Genomic DNA, 23,133 nt, shown 5'->3' with positions numbered 1-23,133 from the left:
CCTTTATTTTACAGCTCTGTCAAAATCGCGACCATAACGCCACCAATGGCGTAGTGCGGTAAGCGCCATAATATGCGCCCCTTTTTGAATCATGGCGAGCCCCTCCGGCGAACCGGCTTGGGCTGCAAACTCCGGCGTATGAAGGCCCATATTTTCACCGATGGCCAAAGTCAATTGTACCGTTGGTGCCACATGGGACACATTGCCCATGTCCGTACTGCCTTCAGCCACATCATTAGGGAGAATCGTTGGCTTAGCCCCCCACTCCGTCATGACCTGCTGCGCTAAATCACGCCAAGTTCTGTCTTCGCGCAAATCTTTAAACAGCGGTTCATAGTGGCGAAGCTTAACTTCGGCACCTTTCGCTTTGGCAATTTCAACCGCCTTAGCTTTTACGGTTGGCAAAACAATCTCTTCTAAAAACTCCACCGTATGCGCTCTGACGGTCATGTGTAATACAGCTTCAGCGGGAATCATGTTTGGCGCTTCACCCGCTTCGGTGAAGATTTGCCCGATAACCACTTCATCGCCCCACTGCGCTTTTAACTCATTCACGGCCGCATATAAAGCAACCGCACAATCCAAAGCATTAATGCCCCTGTCTTCTAAATCCGCCACATGCGCGGAACGACCTATAAACTTCACTTCCAACGGGTGACTGGCCAAAGAAGAACCGCCCAGCTCATTTACGTCCGCCGGATGTGTCAACAAGGCACCGTCATAGCCGTTAAATACGCCCGCATCAGCCATAAAGACTTTGCCCCCTACCGTCTCTTCGGCGGGACAACCGAAGAAGGTGGTCAGGGCTTCCGGTACAGCCGCCGCAAAACCGATGGCTGCCCCGATGCTCATGGCCGCAATCAAATTATGCCCACAACCGTGACCGAGGCCAGGCAACGCATCATATTCACCGAGAAAAGCCATTTTATAATCACTGTCCGGATTCCCTTTATCCGCTTTAAGGGATGTGGCCAGCTCCGGAATGCGGCCGTCACTGACGTCCGTCTTTACTCTAAAATTCCGGTCAGACAAAAACTTCGTAATAGCGGCCACCGCTTTATGTTCCGTAAGGCCTACTTCGGGATTGGCATGTAAATAAGCGGACAAATCGACAAGCGCCTGCTCTACGCTCTGAATGGCTTCGTGAAGAGAAGCTTCTCGAGCTGCTAAAGAGCCATCATCAGGCAGCTCCACTACAGCGTTAGCAACATCCGAATCGGCAATATGGTTCGCTTTAGTTACTTCATCAACCGAATCCGTGTTCTTCGTCACCGGGTCATTTACAAACGAATGCCCCTCACAATAAGGAAACAACACCAATGTATTGGAAATGGCTCTGAAACTTACGTAGCTTCCCAGCGGCAAAGCCTGATGAGGCGTGCCGTGACCGGTTGGTACATAGCAGACAAACGGTTCCGGTGCGTCTGCCGATCGTTCAGCCATCATGTAATCCAATACATGAGCGCCGATTTCATAATCCGGCTCGTCTTCGTCTTCACAGTTTGTAAACGTACCGAGAGCCACCCCTTTAACACGACTCAAAACGCCCTGACGGCGCAATTGCTGCAGCATGCGATCAATTTTATAGGGCGGTTCGCCAATATCTTCCAACAGTAAAATGGCATCGTCCCAATCTTCCGGATTCGGGGCATACGGAGTACCACCCAGACTGCAAAGAATGGCCAAATTACCGCCCATGAGCCTGCCTTCTTCCATATTGGCACCGATAAATCCCCGTGGCGGCGCCAATAAGGGCTCGATTACGGAAGTTTTACCCTCAAGCAAATCAAATAAGTGAGCTACATCCTTTTCACGCCCCGGTTTTAACCAATCTACGCCCATCGGTCCGTGATAGGTGACCAAACGGCTGTAGCGACCGATAGCCGTATGTAAAGCCGTACAATCGCTATACCCCACAAAAGGCTTTTGCCCCTTGCGAATGCCTTCATAATCCAATAAATCCAAATAACGCACTGTGCCGTAACCGCCACGCAAGGCAATCACCGCATCACAATCGGAGTCCGTCATAAAGGTATTAAATTCCGCGGCCTGTTCCTCCGGTGTGCCCCCATAGAGGCCGTGGCGATAACAAGACGCCCCGAATACAGCCTTATAACCCCTGGCTTCAACCAAATCTTTCAATGCATCCAGATTTTCTTCCGTTGCCGAGGCCGGTGCCGTAAAGGCCAATGTCATACCCGGTTGTAACCGTTTTGGCAAAATCCAATCCATCACTCTACTCCTATCCACTACTCATTGAATATAGCCAATGATTAATCATTGGCTATACTCGTCATTTATACACTTTCACTTATTTACGAAAGGCGTGTTTAAACTCTATGGTACCCAAACTCGACCAGTAATAGCCGTCCACTGTATCACGCGCCACATACGGCGTGGTGGTGAAATAAATTGGCATAACCACAGTGTCATCAAAAATCATAGCTTCTGCTTCATGCATGAGTTCGTTACGCAGTTTCACATCCGTCGTATTGTGGATGCGCTCTATCAAAGCATTATACGCTTCACTGTGATATTGCGCGTCATTGGCGGAATCATAGAACACATCGAGGAACGTTTGCGGATCCGCATAGTCACCAATCCATGACGCCCGCGCCACCTGATAATGCCCTTCTTCACGGTTCGCCATGAACACCTTCGTTTCCTGATTCTGAAGTTCTACGGTAGCACCCAATTCATTCTTCCAAATGGCCTGTACCGCTTCGGCAATAGCCTTATGCATTTCATTGGTATTATACAAAATCGTCACCGGCGGCAATGGTTTATTCGGTCCGTAACCGGCTTCAGCCAAAAGTTTCTTCGCTTCCGCCACATTATAGGCCACCAAATTGCCCCCTTCGGCTCTAAAATCCTGATTCGTCGCTTCATCAGTCAGTCCCGGCGGCACAAAAGCATAAGCCGGCGTTTTGCCGCCATGAACTATGGTATCAACTATAACCTTACGATCGATAACCATGGAAAACGCCTTGCGCACCAATGGATTATCAAACGGCGGGGCCGTTACATTAAACACATAATAATAGGTCCCCAAGGATGGCGCCACTTTGAAAAGGCCCAGCTTCGTCAGACGCTCCTGGTCGGCCACGGGCGGCTCTACCATGATATCTACGGCGCCCCCTTCAGCAAGGGTAAGACGTGTGCTTTGAGATTCACTGATAGGCCATTCCATGCCTTTTAACTTAACGGAAGTAGCATCCCAATATTTATCGTTTTTAACAAACTGCAATTCTGCACTGTGCTGCCATTTCACCAGTTTAAACGGTCCGTTGCCGATAAGCGTAGCCGCCGACGTAGCCCAAGTATCAGGTGCCTGGGATACGATGTCTTCACGTACCGGATAGTAAGCGTGAAAAGCCGTCAGCCCCAAGAAATATGGTGCCGGCGATTCCAAGGTAACCAACAAGGTATGATTGTCAACGGCCTTAACGCCTACATCTTCGGCCTTCGCTTTTTCCGTATTATAAGCTTCGCCGTTTTTCAAAACATAGAGCATAAACGCATTGTTGGCCGCCACTTCCGGATTTAACGCCCGTTTCCACGCATACTCAAAATCATGAGCCGTTACGGGCTTGCCATCGGACCAGGTAGCTTCGGGACGAAGATAGAAGATATAGGTCAACCCGTCCGGAGAAATTGTCCACGACTTGGCCACCGCCGGTTCCGGCACATCTTTAGCATTTAATCGGGTAAGGCCTTCAAACACGGCCAGCTCCACAGAAGACTCCGGCAAGGTTGACGATTTAGCCGGGTCCAAGGTGGAAGGTTCCTGCTCCAAGGCATAGCGCAAGGTGTCCGGCGGAATCGCCTCGCCGCTGCGACTGCACCCCGCCATGAGTACCAGCCCCGTTATTAGTATAAGCAATACACTGTACATCACATATCGTTTCATACGCGACTCCTTATGTGCCGTTAAGGCAATTTATTTTCTAAAAACTCTTTAATACAGCGGCCCATTCGCGCTCCCAAAAGTATGCCTTCCGTGTTGGGCACCTTGGAAATAAACACAATAATACCGAAGGTACCTTTAACGAGGGGCAACAAACCGCCATCATGTTCCACATCATCGAGAACACCCGTTTTATGATGAAACACCACGTCTTCCCCCCAGTAAAAAGGCAGCTTATCGCGAAATTGCTGTCGGCCCAATAGTTGCCACATTTCGTAACCTAAGGGCCCCGATTCACGCTGCACGTAAATGTACTCATATAAAGTCATGAGGTCCAAGACGGTCATAACATTTTCACGGCCCTCCGCTCGTGCCTTGCTGTCCATCATATAGCGCTTAAGACGCGTAGCCTGTAAACCTATAGACTCGGCGAATTCGTTAACCGTCGCCATGCCGAGCTTTTTAATCAACAAATTGGTCGCCCAATTATCGCTAAGTACCATCATGAGTCGGCACAGTTCCAAATAGGAAAAACGATGGTTTAAATCGAGTTCCTGCAGGGCGCCGCCCCCCAAAACGCGCGGTGACTCTTTAAGACTCACTGTCATATCCAGAGCTAAATCGCCGTCCGCCACTTTTTTAAACAAAGCGGCCATAATAAGCACTTTAATCATACTGGCGCTGGCATGAACCGTCGTAATACCGCGACCGGCAATTTCAACCATATCTTTTTCATCATCAAGACGGGCCACCAAATAGGAAATCTCCCCGTCCGGTGCCATATCTTGAATTAATTCATCCAACTCTATACCAAGCCCTTTGCCGGCAAGAATTTTTTCCATACTAAAAACCTCCTAACGCCGCCAACAGGCTACCTTGCGCCCTTCACGCTTAACAAGCGGCGGTTTGGCTTCCTTGCATTGACTCGTCACTTCCGGGCAACGCGATGCAAAAGGACATCCTGTAATATTAGCCAGCGGGCTCGGTACTTCACCGGCCAGCACCGGTCCGATACTCATATGCGGCGCCAACGGCGCATTTAACTGAATCAAGGCCTGTGTATACGGGTGGAGCGGGTTTTCATAAACGGCCTTCGTCGGCCCTTCTTCCACCACAGCGCCTAAATACATAACCGCAATACGCTGACTGATATAACGAACCATGTTCAAATCATGGGAAATAAATACGTAACTGATGCGACGCTCCGCCTGCAAGCGCTCCAGCAGCGACACAATTTGTACCTGAATGGACACGTCCAAGGCGGAAATCGGTTCATCGCAGATTATACACTGCGGCTCACTGATAAGGGCGCGACCGATACCGATACGCTGACGCTGGCCACCACTGAATTCATGAGGATATCGTTCGCCCTGCGCTTTGGTGAGGCCCACCTGTTCCAAAACGGCATCCACTTTCGCCAATTTGTCGGCTTCACTGAGCGACACATGACCGGTGGTCCGCACCGTTAACGGTTCTAAGAGGCTTTGCCGCACCGTCATACGCGGATTCAAGGACGCATAGGGATCTTGGAACACCATTTGAATATGCTGCAACACATGTTCTTGATCGGCAGGACTCTCAATTTCACGGCCCGCCACAACAATGCGACCCGATGTTTTCGGATAGAGGCCCATAAGCGTTCGCCCAAAAGTGGATTTGCCGCAGCCCGATTCCCCTACCAGGCCTAGTGTTTCGCCTTCAGCCTGTGACAGCGACACACCTTCCAACGCGCGCACCAATTGACTATTTTGTTTTAAAAAACCGCGTCGAACGGTAAAATGCTTCGTTAAATCATTGGTTTCCCAAATATTCATGATTTCACCGTCCCTTCTGCGTTGGTATTATTTGTCGCCCCTAGAGGCGCGGTTGCTGTTGCAGGCTCGCCCTCAACTGATTGCCCTTTAGCATCATTTGCGGCGGCTAAGCGATTACAATAAGCATCACATTTCTCCAGTAATTCGCCCGACACCGTAGGACACGGCGTAATTTTAGCCTTAGCCAGCCAACAGCGTAAATTATCTTCCAATCGTGGCATTTCCCGTGCGCAAATTCGCATTGCTTTAGGGCAACGGGGATGAAAAGAACAACCCATCGGCAAACTATATAAATCCGGCGGCTGACCGCCGATAGCCTGCAATTTAGTTGTGGCCATAGTCGGCAATGATTGTAAAAGGCCTTGTAAATACGGATGGCGCGGGTTTCCCAATAAAGCTTCCACCGTACCTTCTTCCACAATCTGACCGGCATACATAACGGCCATACGGTCACACATTTGGGCGATGACCCGCAAATTATGCGAAATAATAATAAGTCCCATGTGTTCCGTTTTTATTAAATCTTTTAGAAGCAATAAAATTTGTGCCTCCGTCGTCACATCGAGAGCTGTCGTCGGCTCATCAGCCAATAATAAGCGCGGCTTGCCCGCTAAAGCCATGGCAATGACCACACGTTGCCGCATACCGCCGCTAAGTTCATGGGGATACTGCGATAGACGACGGTCCGGATCGGAAATGCCTACTTTTTGGAGTAATGCCGCTGCTTCCGCCTTCACATCGCCCAAAGTTTCCCTGCTTCGTTTGGCCCGTAACTTAATAGATTCAATCAGCTGCGTGCCGACAGATAAAATAGGATTCAGCGCCGTCATAGGATCTTGAAACACCATAGCCACACAAGAGCCACGCAAATTACGCCATGAAGCTTCGCCGAAATTTTTACAATCAGTATCGGCCACTTGAAGCGCCTCAGCCTTCACCGTAGTAATATCTCGCGGCAATAAGCCCATTAAAGCCTGTACCGTAACAGACTTACCGCAGCCCGATTCACCTACGATGCCCAGCACTTCCCCGGCCTCTAAATTAAGCGATACATCGCGTACAACCTCTACATCACCGGCAAAGGTATGAAAGGTTACGCGTAAATTTTCCATAGTAACTAAACTCATCGTTTCACCTCTCCTTTCGGATCCAAGGCATTACGAAGGCCGTCCCCAAAGAATGTAAAGCCCAGCATAGTAATGGCAATGGCCAAGGCCGGCGCCACCAATTGGAACGGATAGGAACGAATGGAGTTAATCCCTTCCGCCGCAAGCACCCCCCAGCTCGCCATAGGGGCACTGACACCGAGACCGATAAAGCTTAAAAAGGCTTCCGTAAAAATTGCTTCCGGAATGGCCAAGGTCATAGTAATGATGATCGGCCCCACACAGTTCGGCAACATATGACGGAATAAAATACGCGACGCCGGCACGCCCATAGAACGCGCTGCGAGCACATATTCTTCATTCTTTAGCGTCACAATACGACTGCGTACAATACGCGCCATAGTGAGCCAATAGGCGATACCGAGAGCGATAAATATGGAGGTTAAGCCCGGCGATAAGACCACCATGAGCAAAATTACATATAATAACAGCGGAATGCCATACAAAATATCTACAAAACTCATCATGAGTCTGTCTACTTTGCCACCGAAGAAGCCCGCTACGCCACCGTAAATAACGCCGATAACGAGATTAATAGCCGCTGCCACAAAACCGACAGCTAAGGAAATACGAGCGCCATACACAACGCGCACATATAAATCACGGCCCAGTGTATCGGTACCGAACCAATGCGCCGCCGACGGAGCCTGATTGGCTTCCGCCAAATTCTGATCCGCATAGGTATACGGCGATAACCATGGCCCTACAATAGCCAATAACAACATGCATATAATAATGAACAGCCCAAAGAGAGCCAATTTATTTTCTTTTAAGCGATGCCACGCATTGGGACGCGGACGATACACCACTTCGGCAGTCACATCGGCCGTCGTGCCATGAGCACGCAACGGCAAGAAATCGTCGGTTAGCTTCATGACTTATCCTCCTCTTCCATAGTAACGCGCGGATCTACGAATGGATACAATAAATCCACCAACAGGTTAAAACCTACTACGAGGGCACTGTAGAAAATGGTAACCCCTAAAATAACCGTATAATCGCGATTATAGATGGATGTTACAAAATATTTACCAAGCCCGGGAATGGCGAAAATTGTTTCTACGATGAAACTACCCGTAAGCAACGCCGCCGCCAGCGGCCCCAAATAGGTTAATACCGGTAAAATGGCATTGCCCAAAGCATGTTTCATAATAACATCCCAATTGCTTAATCCTTTAGCCCGTGCCGTTTTAATATACTCCTGCTGCATGACGTCGAGCATGGTGGAGCGGGTAAGTCGCGCAATAAATGCCATCGGCTGTGCCCCTAAGGTCAAAATCGGCAATACCATATAGGCCGGCCCCTTCCACAGAGCCACCGGAAAAATCGGACACACAAAGCCCAACCAATATACCAGAAGTGCCCCGATAATAAAGGTAGGCACGGAAATCCCCAAGGTAGATCCGAAGGTTATAATATAGTCCAACCATGTGTTCGGCTTCAAGGCACTGCCGATACCGGCCGCCACGCCGCCGATTACAGCAAACACCAAGGCACCAAGGCCCAGCTGTGCCGACACGGGGAACGACTCGCCAATAATATCATTGACGGAACGGCCCAAGTACTTATAGGACGGTCCCAAATCAAACTGCACCACATGCTTCATATAATCTGTGTACTGAACCCAGACCGGATCATTCAAATGATAGGTTGCTTCAATGGTCGCCTTAATCTGAGGCGGCAATTTCTTTTCTTCCGTAAACGGTCCACCCGGGATGGCATGCATGAGCATAAAAGTAATCGTAATTATGGCCCACATAACAACCACGGCCCCGATTAGACGTTTAAATAAATAAGTACCCACCAATCATCACACTCCTTAGTTGATAATATATATATATATATTATACACGAGTCGTGGTCATTTGCGATGCAGTAATTCTCAATTTAGTACATGTGTTCTGTATACATCTTTCCATCTGTCCTATCAAAAATATAAATTCTGTATATTTACATATGACACATATTTTTTTAAAATGTTATTCATACAAACGAAATCAAACGTGCTTGCCCTTTGGTAAGCCTATTTTTAGAAAAGAGGTATGTTTATGAATCCAGTTCCGGTAGTCCTTTCCATTCAAGATATGAGCTCCATTGGTCGTTGTTCCCTTACGGTAGCCATGCCGCTCCTCAGCGCCTTCGGCTCCCAAGCGGTACCGTTCCCAACGGCTTTACTGTGCAACCACTTGGAATACCCAAACTATGAAATGGTCGACTTCTCCGAACATCTTCGTCCGTTCATGGATTGCTGGGAAAAAAACGGCATCACCTTTGATGCTATTCAGAGCGGTTTCCTCGCTTCCCCTGAACAAATCCACATCGTAATCGAAGCAATTGAACGTTTTGGCCAAGATAAACCAATCATCGTCGATCCGGCCATGGCGGATGACGGCAAATTATACTCCGTTTATAACGACACGATGGTGCAGGAAATGCGCAAACTCATTGCTCATGCAGATATTATTAAACCTAACTACACGGAAGCAAGTTTCCTCTTGGGTCATAAATATGAACCGGAAACAGTGGATGAAGCTAAAATTCGTCAGCTTTGTAAAGAACTTCACGAATTAGGTCCCCGTCATGTCATCATGTCCGGTGTACCCCATCAGACAGAAGCTATCGTAGCTGTGTACGACGGCAAAACCGATGAATTGCAATTGGTAAGCACCAACCTTGTGCCGGTAAAAGCACATGGTACGGGCGACATTTTCACCGCTGTCTTAACCGGCGCTTTGATGCAGGGCTATGACACCTTAAAGAGCGCCGAAATCGCCGCCAACTTTACCACCGACGCCGTAAAATACACCCACGAAACCATTGGCTCCATGCGTGACGGCTTGTTGTTTGAACGCCTCTTGGGCCGTTTGACCGCGTTAATTAAATAAATTTGAAATAAAAAATAGACAGTCACTAAAGCGACTGTCTTGGGAGGTCTTTGTTGTGAATTTAACAGTTCGAGATATTATTTATATCGGTATGCTATCCGCTATCTGTGCCTTAGCTACCACATTTCTTATTCCATTACCCGGTGGCGGCATGGTTCACCTTGGTTCCGCTGCGCTATTTACTATTTCAGCCCTCTTTGGCGGACTCTACGGCGGACTTGCCGGTGCCATCGGCTCAGGTCTATTCGACTTAGTCATGGGTCATTCAGCTTATACCCTGTTCTCCATCGTAATCAAGGGTATTTCCGGTCTCGTTGTAGGCTACATGATTGTCGGTTTTCGTCCTAATCCGTTAAAAGCTCGAGAAGCAACCTTTGCCCGTCTTTTGAGCGCCATGCTGGTCGGTGCCGTTTGGACAGCCCTTGGCTATTTGGTAGCTTGGGCATACGTATTGGACAGCTTCATGGTAGCCGTAGGTAATTTACCGGCTTCCTTCTTAACCAGCGGTATCGGTATCGTAGTGGCCCTCTTCCTGGTGAAAGCCCTTCGCAAGATACTCCGTTAATACGTTGTTAAAAGTTAATACCTTATACATATTAACTTTTGACATATATCCATCTCATAAATCCTTTCTCTCTAAAAAGGCGTAGCAGTTTCTCCCTGCTACGTCTTTTTATTGCTTATTTTTATGCAATTTGTTAAAAAAACGCCCTATATGGCGTCAAAGATTTAAATATGATATAATAATGAAGTTCTATTACTAGTAAAGGAAGATTTTATGGATATTCTATTTAACATAGGCCAAGCATTTGTAATGGGGCTTATCGCCTTTACCATTACCCGTTGGGGTTATGTCAAGCAAATAAAAATATTATATCTGCAAGGGCGCTTGAACCGATTACAATTCTTAATCGGCCTCATCGGCATGACCATCGTAGTCGGACTGTTCAACACCATGATTGCCACAATGATGGATAGTGTAGTTATTCTCATTGCCTATTGGGGTGTCCGTATATTAAGTTTTTTGGGCCACTCGGTCCTCTTGTCCTTTTATTTCGTACTTTATGCAAGGCGCTTCCAAGACTTTTCATTCCACGGCGTTCTAGGTATTTTATGGTGTATATTCATCGCTTTCACCTATCCGTACTTGCCGATTAAATCTACCAGTGCCGCCTTCGCTGTACTCATTTGGATTGTAAATTTAATCCTACTCGTCATCCCCGGTTCGTCAAAACCGAACAAATACGGCTTACCGGCTATCTGGCCGCAGAAACGAGTAGCCCGCCCGCAACGAGCAAGAGTGGCAAGTCCACTTAATCACGAACAGCAACGATAAACATCAAACCCTATATTTTATTTTAGACACTAAAGAGTATTCTATTTACAGGTACTCTTAGTGTCTATTTTTTATATAGTAATCTCACTCTGCGAAATCAATTTGTAAATATATAAAAGAACACGCTACAGTGCCTATTCACTGCAACGTGTTCTTCTTACTTTTGTACGTATTTTTTTTACTTATGGTCATAGGTTCTTAAGGTAAAAACCAATTCATTAATCGACGCACTCAGGGAATCCATTTTGTGTTCCAGGCGAATCAATAAATACGCCGCAACCACCATGGGGAATCCGTAATTAGCCGTCGCCGTTAGAATTTCTTCCATAAAAACACCTCCTTATTGAGATACATTCCATTTAGAATGTATCGACAAGGAGGTGTCATAAAAACTAGTGAATCAACAAAATCCATTCCAACAGGGTACATACGATATAGGCAATAATAAACTTAATTTTCTGTTTACGGTCTCGGTCTTCATCAGCGATTTTAAGGCGCTGTGCCAAAAAGCGTTTATCACGAATCTGCAAGAGTAAGTCGCGAATATTCGCCTGGCTTTCCGCATCGGTTTCCTTCCCGTTCCCCTTCAGCGCTACCTGTTGAATCTGAATACGGCGCTGCAATTTACGCATTTGAATCTTAATATTATTATGTACAAAGACACTTTGCCATTTTTTACGGGAATCAAAATACATATAAATATAGCGCGGAATGTTCATGACGATAAAACTGATACACAAAATCCCCAGAGAAATAAGGAAATATGTGGAAAAGGAGAATTCAATCGTCTCTGCCGGCAAATAGTGGTGAAGGATGATAAAACTGATCCACACACCAATCGGCAATAACAACGCTGCTGCCAAGTCAATGGAACGAACCCAGCTTGTTTTCACAGGCACTTCCGGAATATTATAGGTCTCCACCTCATCGCGGAAGGCATAGTATTCTAAACGAAGTACAGACTGTTCCGAGCGGGCATTAATTAAGATAACCGGTCCTTTAGCATTCATACAGCGGTTCGGCCAAGAAATTAAACGGCGAATCGGACTGTCCGGGGACAAATCAAAACGGATGATACCCTTTTTTTCAAAACGCACCGTAGACCCGTCACCGATAATTTCAAAGGGGTTAAAGAAGGTGCCCAACAGGCTGAGGCTCCAATTGCCCAATAAATGAACAATCGTATTCATAATGAAGCCGCCCATATCGACGTCGGACATATTCAATTTTATGGAAAAACTCGAAGCATAGTCGTCAAACCAAAAATCTTCGATGGTAAATTCTATATTAATAACGGTCCCGAGGGTTGTAATAATCCCCATGTAGACCTTATTGTTATTTTCAAACTCAAAGGTAACAGAATAAAATAACCAGTGATTTCGCAATTGAGCTTTCAAAATGCGATTAATCGCATCTTCCTCAACACTGATAATACGATGATCGTATAAATCGGTTTCGCTCGCTTCGCAAGGTTCGGCCTCAATTTGTTGCTCAGGCGTGACCGGTTTCTCTGCGATTTTCTTGCGTGTTCCTTTTGTCATCGATTCTGCCAATTCCAATAATCGCGTGACTAGACTGTTCATAACGCCTCCTATGGATTTAGCACGTTTTCAGTCCATATTATAACATAACGCACCCGATTTTAAAACTACATAGCATATCGACAGTTTTCAAAAAATTCGATTCTATCGCCATTGAGTCCATTTAACTTGATTATTTATTCTAAAAAAATGACTGCCAAGCCCTTTCGAGCCGGCAGTCGTAAATTATACCCTTGATATCATGGATACCCTGTATGCTATTTTACAAAGTGTTAAACAGTTTCCATGGACAGCTTGCGATACGCATAGAAGGCACCGCGTTTAGCCATCAATTCATCATAGGAACCGTCTTCTACAACCTGACCGTTTTCCAAGAATAGAATGCGATCCATCTTCTCCAAACCGCCCAAATGGTGAGTAATATAGATAACCGTTTTATCCTTCATAAGACTGTATAAGGAGTTCTGTATATCTTGGCGAACCAATTGATCGAGCCCTTCCAATGGTTCATCAAGCAACAAAATCGGACTGTTGCGGAGCCACAAACGAGCGAGTGCAATACGCTGACGCTGCCCGCCGCTCACACCGCTGCCGCCACTGCCGATAATTGTCTTAAGACCGTTTGGCAACGTATTAACCCAATCGGTTAAAGCGGCAAACTCAATGGCTTTTGCCATTTCCTCAGCCGTTGCTCGGGGTTTAGCCAAGCGAATATTATCTTCCACCGATGCATGGAATAAATAAGTATCCTGCGTCAAGGCTCCATAGTATTCGCGAGCCTCAGCCAATGACAGCGATTTAAGCTCCTTGGCGCCCAACGAAATCCGGCCTTCGTAATCGTAGAACCGTTCCAACATAGTAAGGAGCGTCGTTTTGCCGGAGCCGCTCGGCCCTACTACGGCCACTTTTTCACCCGGTTTGATATGAAGTGATAAATTCTCATATATATACGGCTCACTCTCGTCATAGCGGAAGCTTACCTTATCAAAATCAATACCAAAAGATGGCGAGCCCACTTTAACCGACGCAGCCGGAGCCACCGACTGAATCACCTTATTTTGAGCGTTCGATTCATCCCTTTCAGTCGTCGCCATCGATTCCTTAACGGCCGGAGCCTGTTCCGCCAATTGAACCAATCGTTTCATGGCGGCTAAACTTTCACGACCATGATACCAGGCAATAGTAAGCGGTGCCAAGGCTTCAAAATAGGATTGCAAGGCAATGGCCACTACGGCGATAAAAATCCCTTCCTGCTGACTGCCGTTAGCAAGCGGAATCATGATGAGCGCCCCCAGGACCATGGTTAATTGGGTGAGCCCCAAGAAGAGCGTATCCCCAATATTAGTACCGCGATGAACGATATGCTGAGCCGACGTCAAATCGTTAAACTGACGATCCACCAAAGCTGTCACGCGCGGTTCCTGCTTGTACGTTATGATATCCATGATGCCCGCCAAGCTTTCCACCACCGTATCCTTTATACCGCTGCGATATACGAGAGCTGCATCCGTAGCCAACGCATTATGACGATACACAATAAACGGAATGACCACGGCCCCCAAGATAAAGACAATCGCCAATAGCCACACCAGCTGATAGCTGAACTGGGCCAAGAAGTAAAAGCCGATAACAGTTAATAAAACAGCCCCCGCAGGCGGAATAATAACACGCAAATAGAAGAATTGGAGTGTCTCGATGTCCGCCATGATGCGGCCTAAAATATCACCGGAACCGAGTCGATGCAACGCAGCCGGCATCAACGGCTCCAGCTTTTTATAAAACCATACGCGTAAACCGTAAAGTCCTTGGAAGGCCATATGATGCGATACATAGCGCTCGATATAACGGCATACGGCGCGACTGATACCAAAGAAGCGCACCCCTACAATAGAGAGGCTTAAAGCCGCCAATTCAGGGCGTAGCGCCGCCGACGTGATAAGCCAAGCCGACGTTGTCAAAAGACCGACGTTCATGAATACCGTCAAGAAGGAGAATAATAAGCTGAGCCATAAGGAATTACGCGCAGGCCCTAATACGGCAAATAACCGACTTAGCGAATTCCATGTCGATATATGCTGCGTAGGCTCGCTGACTTCAATATGCGTTGCTCCCGGTGCCGCATGGGCGGCAATGACCGGATGGACAGCTTTTTCAATATCAACATCAGGCTTAGTGTGACTATTCCCTATAGCATCTGCTGTCCCTATGGCAGTCTCTGTAGCTCCGGCTAAGGCAGTCTCTGCAGTCCCGTTATGACTCACGCCGTCAGAAATAACATCAGCGGTTCCTCCCACGCCCGCTTTTACGAGATCGCTGAAGTAGCCGTCAACAGCTACCAACTCATCAAAAGATCCTCTTTCAACGATATGCCCCTGTTTTAACACCAATAAAGTATCGGCCCAACGCATAGTCTGCAAGCGATGCCCGATGAGAAGCACAATCTTATTCGCCATCAATCGTTCCAAGGCTTTTGCCAAACTCTGTTCCGTCGCCACATCAAGATGAGCTGTTACCTCGTCCAGCACGATAAGCGGCGATTGTTTAATAAAAGCACGAGCGATGGCGATACGCTGGCGTTGCCCGCCGGATAAGCCGAGGCCTCCTTCACCCAGCATTGTATCAAGGCCATGAGGCAAGGAATTTACAAAAGTTTCCGCTTCCGCATCACGAACGGCTGCCCATACTTCGTCATCCGATACAGGCTGACCAAAGGTAATATTCTCACGCAACGTACCACGGAATAAATGAGGTTGTTGCGGCACGAACGTCACTTGATCACGCCAAAAATCCGCCTCCATGTCAAGCAAGTTCACGCCGTCTACTACAATTTCCCCCTTAGTCGGTTGCATGAGGCGCAAAAGTAAATGAGCGAGCGTACTCTTGCCGGCACCACTGCCGCCGACGAGCATGGCTTTTTCACCGCGGCGCAAAGTGAAATTAATATTTTCAACCGCATACGTGACAGCCGCTTTTTCAGATGAAACCTCGGCCTCATTGGTATTATGTGCTTGATGACCCGTCGCACCGTACGCATAAGACAGCTCTTTAAACTCTACCGTGTTAAGCGCCGCCGCTGTAACTGTGCCGGACTTAGGTTCTTCAATAGGCAAAGCTAAGAATGTATCAATTTTGGCAAGACTCACCTGCCCCGCCATACCGGTATGGAAGGCGGCCCCCAACTGACGAAGGGGTGCGTAAAACTCGGGCGCCAAGAGCAACACGAAAAAGGCCGGCAAGAACGTTTCATGACCGTAAAGCAAGGCCATCCCCATGTACACAGCGATTAACGCCGTACTGATAGTGCTGACTAACTCGAGCACCAAGGCGGACAAAAAGGCCACGCGCAAAACGCGCAAAGTAGAATCTCTAAATTCTGCGGACAGACGGGCGATGACGTCTACCTGTTCTTCGGAGCGACCGAAGAGTTTAAGCGTCACAATGCCTTGGAGGACATCCAAGAAATGACCGCTCAGGAAACTCATACGCTCCCACTGCTCTTTATTCATAGCCTCCGCTTTTTTACCGATTAAAATCATAAAAAACGGAATGAGCGGGAATGTAATGAGTAAAATAATAGCCACCCACGGCGCCGCATCAATGATGGCAATGGCCATAATGAGCGGAATCATCATGGCATACAGCATCTGTGGCACATAACGGGCTATGTACGCTTCTACGCTTTCCAGACCATCTGTCATTAAATGAACCACGTCACCGTGCCGTTCACCGGTAAAGGGCCCTAACCGTAATAAATGATGCCAAATTTTTTGGCGCAAATCTTGTTTGGCCAGCTCCGCCAAACTGCCCGCCGTTTGCTCCTGGCAATACGTTGCCACCATGCGAAGCACGACGGATGTAATAAGCCAAGTCACCGTAGACCAAACTTCGTCCAACGGCAAACCTTCAAAAAATGTTTTTTCAAGCAACACCGCAAAGAACCATGCCTGACCGACAATGCCCAAGGTGCCTAATAAACTGAATACCCCTAATCCTATAGCCTTTCCCTTAAACCGAATTAACTCTTCACGAGCGGTTTTGACTATCACAGAAGCCTCCTAAAACAACTATAAAGACAATAATATGTCGCCAATATAAAGTCGCTGCAAACGGCGATTACAAACACCATAAAGTCGATTGTAAAAATCATAACGTTGATTGTAAAAGTCATAACGTTGATTGCAAAAGCCACAAACGACCATCATAAAAGCCACAAACAGTATATAAAAGAAAAATGCACATTTTACAATGTGCACTTTCAGCTTTATAACTATTATTCACCCCACAAGATGAAACCGTCATCCTCTTCATCAGGGATGACTACTTTCTCAGGTAATGTTCTGGTAATAATATCACCGGACACAGCATCGATGATTACACCCTGTTGAACTAAGCCGTCTGTTTCATCATTGTGATAAATAGTAACTTCGTATTGAACTTTGCCGTTATCAGCTTCCAATTTCCAACCTTTACTGATAGCATCGCTACCAATGTTGGCAACAGCAATGGATTCAGCTTTCTTAGGATCAATAACATTGTTAGGATTGAATACTTTATTCGGAATGTCTTTTTCTTTTTTATCCGATTTTTCCTTAATAACATTGCCCGTAATTACGTCAACTTGGATTGTATACGTATTTTTGAGCGTATAACCGGTAACTTCATAATAGAAGCGACCGCGATCCGGTTTTAACGTAATGGAGTGAACAGCCGAATTCGGATACTTAGCCAAGAACACACCGGCTACTTGACGCATGGATAATACCATGGACTGTACGGATCCTTCCATTCTGATTGACGGATTCACATCCGCTGCTGCTACCGTTTGAGGCATAGCCACCGCTACAGCACTTACAGCCATAGCACCGGCCAATAAACCGGCAAAAGACTTCTTTTTCATACAATAACCTCCTAAAATATGCTGCTTCCCCTAATGCTATCTGAATAACTGTCAAAGTCAACATATTCCGTTTTAATAATGTAAGATTAAACCTGCATATTACTTCAATTGTCCTTTAAGTATACCATGTTTACTCAGGCATACTCAATAAAAATCTACTTATCCTCGTCTTCCACTTTTTTAACCGTCGCCTTGTAAGAAAATGCCTTATGAGCCAAACGCTGGTCCACATCTTCTTTTACCAATTTATAAACGGTAGCTGCCAACGGCACGCTCAGTAAAATGCCCGGCACACCGTACAAGGTACCGCCGATAGTAATAGCGGCAAATACCCAAATGCCCGGTAAACCTACGGAACTGCCCACGATGCGCGGATAAATGACATTGCCTTCAATCTGCTGCATAACCACGAGGACGATAATAAAAATTAACGCATCCATGGTACTCACCGATAACAACATCACGAGGCCCATGAAACCGCCGATATACGCTCCCAAGAGCGGCACCAAAGCGGTAAGCCCGATTACACAGCCGATTGTCATGGCATAAGGAACGGATAATACGGCAAGGCCGGCACCGACCATGACGCCCAGAATTAAAGCATCGAGAAACTGACCGATAAAGAAACTGCTGAACACCTGACTGGCCGTGCGCCATACGTGAACCATGTTTTTAATATGATGGTCTTTGCCGTAAGCACGAGCCAAGCGGCCCATCTGACGGCGCAGCACTTCTTTGTCAAGCAATACATAAATGGCAAAAATTAAGCCGATAACAAAGTTAAACACCATTTCAACGGTGTCACTCATTGTTTTCACAATGTAACGACCGCTATCCGCCCCAATTTGGCGCAACTGTTCCACCGTCTTATCCGATTAAATGGAATCCATGACACCGGACGACGAAAGATACGGCGTGTTTTCAATGAAACGACTCACCCACTCAGAGGATTGCTGATATAAAGCCGGCAAGGCCTGCACGATAATACCCAAGGAATGAACGAGTTGCGGTATCGCCATATAGCCGACGAGGAAAATAGCCAACAATATGGTAAAAATAGCCAGGACAACACAAACCGGTCGTCTGGTACTATGCTTCCAACCGCTTTCGGCAGAAGGAAAATAAATCTTCTCAAAGCGCTTCACAATAATATTGAGGACGAACGCTATGAGCACACCCCAAACCAACGGCATGACGGCATCCAGCCCAATTTTAAACGAAGTCAGTACCGAATCAAACTTAATAGTGAACAGAAATACTAAACCGCCTAAAATAATCAGGCTGATACTCGATTTATATTTCTTAAAAAAGCCCATACACTATTGCTCCCTATTAAAATAATTCTTAAGCAAACAAAGAATCCAAACGGTCTTCGTCAAGTAAAGTCCCTACCGTGAACGGTCCGAACATACCGAAGCGGGCACTTACTTCATCAAAACGCATTTCGTTAACGATTTTTTTGAACTGAACCGCATCATCGGACATGAGCGTAATACCCCATTCCCAATCATCGAGACCACAGGCACCGGTAGTAAACTCTTTAATCGTTTCTTCGTATTTTTTACCGATTTGGCCATGAGAACGCATCATGCGACCGCGTTCCGCACGGTCCGTCATGTACCAGTTATCTTCCAAATTGCGGCGTTTGCTCATTGGATAGAAGCACATATATTTTAAACGAGGAATATGCGGATACAAACGAGCTTGAACCTTCGGATGATTAATGTCGGTTTTCATGTAGTTACTTACTTCAATAACCGATACGAAAGAAGCTGTCGGTTCCAAAACGGCGCCGATAGCCAATTTACGAAGGGTAATTTCTTTGGCCGTAACGTCTTCCAAAGTCGGCTGCAAGAACCAAATCATGATGTCCCCTTTGCCGCCCGCTACATTATACAAAGCATAACTGGATGTTTCCGCTTCATGGCCTGCTTCCAATTCAGCGATAAACGCTTTGAATTCAGCTAAAGCTTTAATCTGACGTTCCGTATCCCAGGACTGCCATTTTTCAAAATTAATTTTGTACGTAGCGTGAATACTGAACCAACCTTCATAGGTCAAAACCGCTTTTTCATCAACACTCATGTCGTTCTGACTCATAGCTCCGGGATGTCCCATATGCTGTTCACTCATTGTAAATTCCTCCTTTTAAAAAATTATTTATGTTCATTCACTAAATAGTATGTATTGTCATTCTGTAAATGGTATTTATCTTCATTCACCAAATGTTAGTTATCTTCATTCACCAAATGTTGTACCAAATCATGAGCCTGACGCACACCATCCGGCATGCCCACACCATCAAACGGCGTACCAATCATATGAAGGCCCGGATACGCTTTAGCGGCGTAGTCCTTAAGACGTGCTACCAAATCGCGATGCCCCACCTTATACTGCGGCATGCTCTTATCGAGACGAGTCAGTTCAACCCATAACGGTTTGGCGCTAAATTTCATGATGCGCTGAATTTCCTTAACAGCCAGTTCTTTTAAGGCCTCACCATCGAATTGCTGCACCGTATTATCTCCCGGTTTACCCATGAACACGCGCAACACGACTTTGTCCTGCGGTGTCGTCTGAGGCCACTTAGCGGTGATATAAGTGCAAGCCGTAAGCGGTGTATCCGTCTTACGGGTAATTACAAAACCGGTACCATCCAGCGGCGCATCAAAAGTCGCGCGGTCAAAACCCATAACGGCGATAGCACAAGTAGATAAGTCCATATTCATTAATTCGCAAAAATGAACATCCTCCGCAAACCACTTTTTGTAACTCTGCGGCGGGGTGGTAATAATTACTTCTTCGTAAGGGCTCTTCACCGTACCACCCAAGACATAACCGTCTTTTACTTTTTCAATAGATGTTACGGGCGTACTCTTATGAAGGGTTACATTAGCCGGCATTTGTGCCACCAATTCGTCGATAATCGATTCCAAACCGCCGGTAAGCTGACGAAATTGACCACTCGGTTTTACATTCGTTGCGGCTCGTTGCTTGCGCGCTGCCAACATACCTTTAACCATGTTGCCATGTTTGCGCTCCAAACTGTGAAATTCCGGGAATGTCGCATCGAGACTCAACTCATAAATATCGCCGCCGTAAATCCCCGACAACAATGGCTCGATAAGTTTATCCATCATTTCATTGCCCAAGTGATATTTGAAAAAATCGCCTATGGACACATCCCCATCCGTCGGATAAGGGCTTTTGAAAATATCCTGCATAGCGCGGAATTTACCGGACCATGACAACAAAGTAGATTTGGCAAAAGGCACAAACTCCGTAGGAATCCCTACAATGGAGCCCCCCGGTATAGGGAACATGCTGCCTCTGTCATAGATGAAAGCCTGGCCGGTAGCATTGGTAACAAGCGTATCGCCCAGCCCCAATTCATTGATTAAATCCGTCATAGCCTGCTTACGGGCTAAATAGGAGTCAGGTCCCACTTCCACTACATAACCGTCCACACGTTTCGTTTTAATTTTACCGCCAAATCGCTGTTCTTCTTCGAACACATCAATCTGCCAGTCCGGCTTAGCTCGGCCCAAATAGTAGGCCGTTGAAAGGCCTGTCAGACCACCGCCAATCACCGCTACTCGACTCATTCTGTCACCTCATCTTCTAAAGGTAAATGTCGTACCGCCTGCGCCATGGCTTTTACAAAAAGCGCATCTGTATTCGGCATCGGTACGCGCTTGTAGGCAACCCCAAGCTCTTCACAAAGGGCTCTACAAGCAATATCATTATCATATAATATTTCCAAATGGTCACATACGAACCCGATAGGTACATACACAACCGCTTTAACATTATCTCTCACCACGACTTCGCGGGTCACCGTTGCCACATCCGGCGTCAACCAGTCACCGCGGACACCGGCACTTTGCCAAGCCATTTCATAAGTCGTAAGACCTACGGATGCAGCAATGCGCTTAGCCGTAGCTTGAACGGCTTCCGGATAAGTGTCGCCCATGTGAATTACGTGGTACGGCAAACTGTGGGCCGTAAAGATTACGCCGACCTCAGCCGGATTCGTTGTTTCCGCCAACGTCGTTTCCAACGCCTGATGCCAATAGGCCAAGAACTCCGGTTCTTCATTCCAGGCCGCCACTTCCCGAATTTCCATTTGATAACGAGCCGCCCGTCGTTTGGCTCGTTCAAAATAGGAAGCCGTCGCAAAGAGTGAGAAATACGGTGCCATCACAATAGCCACCGCCTTAGTGATACCCGCTTCACCCATAGCCGTCACTGCATCTTCAATGAATGGCGGCATATGCTTATGGCCGATATATAATTCATAGCTTACATCATCGCTATGCTCGTTAAGCTGCTTAGCTAATAATTTTGCTTGCCCTTCGGTTAAAGCTCCTAGGGGCGACAAACCGCCGATGGCTTCATAGCGTTTTTTCAAAACCGCTACTTCCGCCTCCGTCGGCGCATAACCGCGGCGAATGCTTGTATAATAAGGCATCAAATCCGCTTCAGTGGCTGGTGTGCCGTAATCCATCACCAATAAGCCGATTCGCTCCTTCATACCGTCCCTCATCGCGCCGTCACTTCATGCACATAGGACACGATGCGCTTCAATACGTCCGGATTAGCTTCCGGCACAACCCCATGGCCCAGGTTAAAGATATGACGACCATGTTCCTTGCCTTCCGCCAAGATGCGATCGATTTCGCCCTGAATCACCGGCCAGTCCGCAAATAAATAGGCCGGATCCAAATTGCCCTGCACCGCCTGAGTAATCCCCATAGCTTTGGCATCGGCAATCGGTGAACGCCAATCAAGGCCGATTACATCAACCGGCAATTGGCGCCATAACGGCAATAAGTGATACGTCCCTACGCCGAACATGGTGATTGGCGTAGTCGGGAACTTAGTCTTTAAGGCCGTAATTAACTCTTTCATAAACGGATAAATGCGGGCTTCGTATTCGCGCGCACTCACGGCTCCTACCCAAGAGTCAAAAATCTGAATGGCGGCGGCACCTGCTTCGATTTGCGCACCTAAATAGACAATGCTCATGGCTGTCAATTTTTCCATCAACGCATCCCACAAATCAGGACGCGTCACGAGCATTTGCCGCGTTTTCTGATATGTCTTCGAAGGGCCGCCTTCCAGCATGTAACTGGCTAAGGTAAACGGGGCCCCACCAAATCCGATGAGCGGCACCTTAAGTTGCTCTTTTGTCAGAATACGAATTGTTTCCAACACATGAGGTAAGGACTCGGCCATATCGAGAGCGCCGATAGCGGCAATATCTTCCGCCGTGCGAATCGGATTGCCGATAACCGGACCGATGCCGGACTTGAGCTCTACCTCCACCCCGATAGGCACCAATGGGGTCATAATATCTTTATATAAGATAGCAGCATCTACATTATATTCTTCAACGGGCAAGCGCGTAATATACGCACAAAGCTCCGGTTGTTGTGTTATTTCGAACAAGGAATATTTTTCCTTAATACGGCGATATTCGGCTTGGCTGCGGCCTGCTTGCCGCATAAACCATACGGGGCAATGAGACGTTTCTTCCCCGCGGATCATTTGTAAGTATGTCGAATTCATAAGGTATCTTCTTTCC

Annotated in this window: 19 protein-coding genes and 1 pseudogene; 3 read left to right on the top strand and 17 right to left on the bottom strand. The window is 47.0% G+C overall.

Annotated elements, in window-relative coordinates:
* Window positions 1-3: 3 nt before the first annotated feature.
* The 7 genes and pseudogenes from EO124_RS10330 to EO124_RS03885 all read right to left on the bottom strand — a co-directional run bounded on the left by EO124_RS10330 (window position 4) and on the right by EO124_RS03885 (window position 8,691).
* Window positions 4-2,232 carry an amidohydrolase gene (locus EO124_RS10330; RefSeq protein ID WP_241230660.1) on the bottom strand — a complete coding sequence of 743 codons (2,229 nt, stop codon included), beginning with the start codon at window positions 2,230-2,232 and terminating at the stop codon, window positions 4-6.
* 79 nt (window positions 2,233-2,311) lie between these two features.
* Window positions 2,312-3,910, bottom strand: a complete 1,599-nt coding sequence (locus EO124_RS03910) for a peptide ABC transporter substrate-binding protein (protein WP_206512532.1) — start codon at window positions 3,908-3,910, stop codon at window positions 2,312-2,314.
* A 20-nt stretch (window positions 3,911-3,930) separates the two neighbouring features.
* Window positions 3,931-4,749, bottom strand: coding sequence for a serine hydrolase (locus EO124_RS03905; protein ID WP_127058423.1), 819 nt, complete (start codon window positions 4,747-4,749; stop codon window positions 3,931-3,933).
* A 12-nt stretch (window positions 4,750-4,761) separates the two neighbouring features.
* Window positions 4,762-5,721 (bottom strand): ABC transporter ATP-binding protein, encoded by a 960-nt coding sequence (locus EO124_RS03900; RefSeq protein ID WP_241230659.1) that lies wholly within the window; start codon window positions 5,719-5,721, stop codon window positions 4,762-4,764.
* 263 nt (window positions 5,722-5,984) lie between these two features.
* Window positions 5,985-6,833 (bottom strand): annotated as a pseudogene (locus EO124_RS03895) (ABC transporter ATP-binding protein); the annotation flags it as partial.
* Between the two features lie 11 nt (window positions 6,834-6,844).
* Complete coding sequence (locus tag EO124_RS03890; RefSeq protein ID WP_127058420.1) at window positions 6,845-7,762, bottom strand: ABC transporter permease; 918 nt, start codon at window positions 7,760-7,762, stop codon at window positions 6,845-6,847.
* Window positions 7,759-8,691, bottom strand: a complete 933-nt coding sequence (locus EO124_RS03885; RefSeq protein WP_127058419.1) for an ABC transporter permease — start codon at window positions 8,689-8,691, stop codon at window positions 7,759-7,761. The genes EO124_RS03890 and EO124_RS03885 overlap by 4 nt, the downstream gene beginning before the upstream one ends.
* Before the next feature lie 244 nt (window positions 8,692-8,935).
* On the opposite strand from EO124_RS03885, the gene EO124_RS03880 reads away from it, so the two are divergent.
* From EO124_RS03880 to EO124_RS03870, 3 genes are all read left to right on the top strand, one after another.
* Window positions 8,936-9,772, top strand: coding sequence for a pyridoxamine kinase (locus tag EO124_RS03880; protein WP_127058418.1), 837 nt, complete (start codon window positions 8,936-8,938; stop codon window positions 9,770-9,772).
* A 55-nt stretch (window positions 9,773-9,827) separates the two neighbouring features.
* Complete coding sequence (locus tag EO124_RS03875) at window positions 9,828-10,337, top strand: ECF transporter S component (RefSeq protein ID WP_127058417.1); 510 nt, start codon at window positions 9,828-9,830, stop codon at window positions 10,335-10,337.
* Window positions 10,338-10,550: 213 nt separating this feature from the next.
* Window positions 10,551-11,108: a DUF805 domain-containing protein gene (locus EO124_RS03870; protein ID WP_127058416.1), complete on the top strand. Its 558-nt coding sequence runs from the start codon at window positions 10,551-10,553 to the stop codon at window positions 11,106-11,108.
* A 178-nt stretch (window positions 11,109-11,286) separates the two neighbouring features.
* Here the strand turns inward: EO124_RS03870 and EO124_RS03865 are convergent, their stop codons facing one another.
* From EO124_RS03865 to hemE, 10 genes are all read right to left on the bottom strand, one after another.
* The gene (locus EO124_RS03865; protein ID WP_127058415.1) at window positions 11,287-11,436 is read right to left on the bottom strand and encodes a YvrJ family protein; all 150 of its coding nucleotides are present in this window, start codon (window positions 11,434-11,436) and stop codon (window positions 11,287-11,289) included.
* A gap of 64 nt (window positions 11,437-11,500) precedes the next feature.
* On the bottom strand, window positions 11,501-12,691 hold the full coding sequence (locus EO124_RS03860) for a hypothetical protein (RefSeq protein WP_127058414.1): 1,191 nt from the start codon (window positions 12,689-12,691) through the stop codon (window positions 11,501-11,503).
* 230 nt (window positions 12,692-12,921) lie between these two features.
* The gene (gene cydD, locus EO124_RS03855; RefSeq protein ID WP_127058413.1) at window positions 12,922-16,695 is read right to left on the bottom strand and encodes a thiol reductant ABC exporter subunit CydD; all 3,774 of its coding nucleotides are present in this window, start codon (window positions 16,693-16,695) and stop codon (window positions 12,922-12,924) included.
* 224 nt (window positions 16,696-16,919) lie between these two features.
* Complete coding sequence (locus EO124_RS03850) at window positions 16,920-17,546, bottom strand: PepSY domain-containing protein (RefSeq protein ID WP_127058412.1); 627 nt, start codon at window positions 17,544-17,546, stop codon at window positions 16,920-16,922.
* A gap of 155 nt (window positions 17,547-17,701) precedes the next feature.
* Window positions 17,702-18,409, bottom strand: a complete 708-nt coding sequence (locus tag EO124_RS03845; protein ID WP_127058411.1) for an AI-2E family transporter — start codon at window positions 18,407-18,409, stop codon at window positions 17,702-17,704.
* Window positions 18,410-18,421: 12 nt separating this feature from the next.
* Window positions 18,422-18,862: an AI-2E family transporter gene (locus tag EO124_RS03840; protein WP_127058410.1), complete on the bottom strand. Its 441-nt coding sequence runs from the start codon at window positions 18,860-18,862 to the stop codon at window positions 18,422-18,424.
* A gap of 28 nt (window positions 18,863-18,890) precedes the next feature.
* A complete protein-coding gene (gene hemQ / locus EO124_RS03835) occupies window positions 18,891-19,679 on the bottom strand; it encodes a hydrogen peroxide-dependent heme synthase (RefSeq protein ID WP_127058409.1) in 789 nt (262 codons plus the stop codon).
* Window positions 19,680-19,774: 95 nt separating this feature from the next.
* Window positions 19,775-21,151, bottom strand: coding sequence for a protoporphyrinogen oxidase (hemG, locus tag EO124_RS03830; RefSeq protein WP_127058408.1), 1,377 nt, complete (start codon window positions 21,149-21,151; stop codon window positions 19,775-19,777).
* Window positions 21,148-22,080 carry a ferrochelatase gene (gene hemH / locus EO124_RS03825; protein ID WP_164726542.1) on the bottom strand — a complete coding sequence of 311 codons (933 nt, stop codon included), beginning with the start codon at window positions 22,078-22,080 and terminating at the stop codon, window positions 21,148-21,150. The genes hemG and hemH overlap by 4 nt, the downstream gene beginning before the upstream one ends.
* A gap of 8 nt (window positions 22,081-22,088) precedes the next feature.
* Window positions 22,089-23,117 (bottom strand): uroporphyrinogen decarboxylase, encoded by a 1,029-nt coding sequence (hemE, locus tag EO124_RS03820; protein WP_021841275.1) that lies wholly within the window; start codon window positions 23,115-23,117, stop codon window positions 22,089-22,091.
* Window positions 23,118-23,133: the final 16 nt, after the last annotated feature.

Source organism: Veillonella ratti, assembly GCF_003992115.1.
Classification (GTDB): Bacteria; Bacillota; Negativicutes; order Veillonellales; family Veillonellaceae; genus Veillonella_A; species Veillonella_A ratti.
This window is presented reverse-complemented; position numbering and strand designations above follow the sequence as displayed.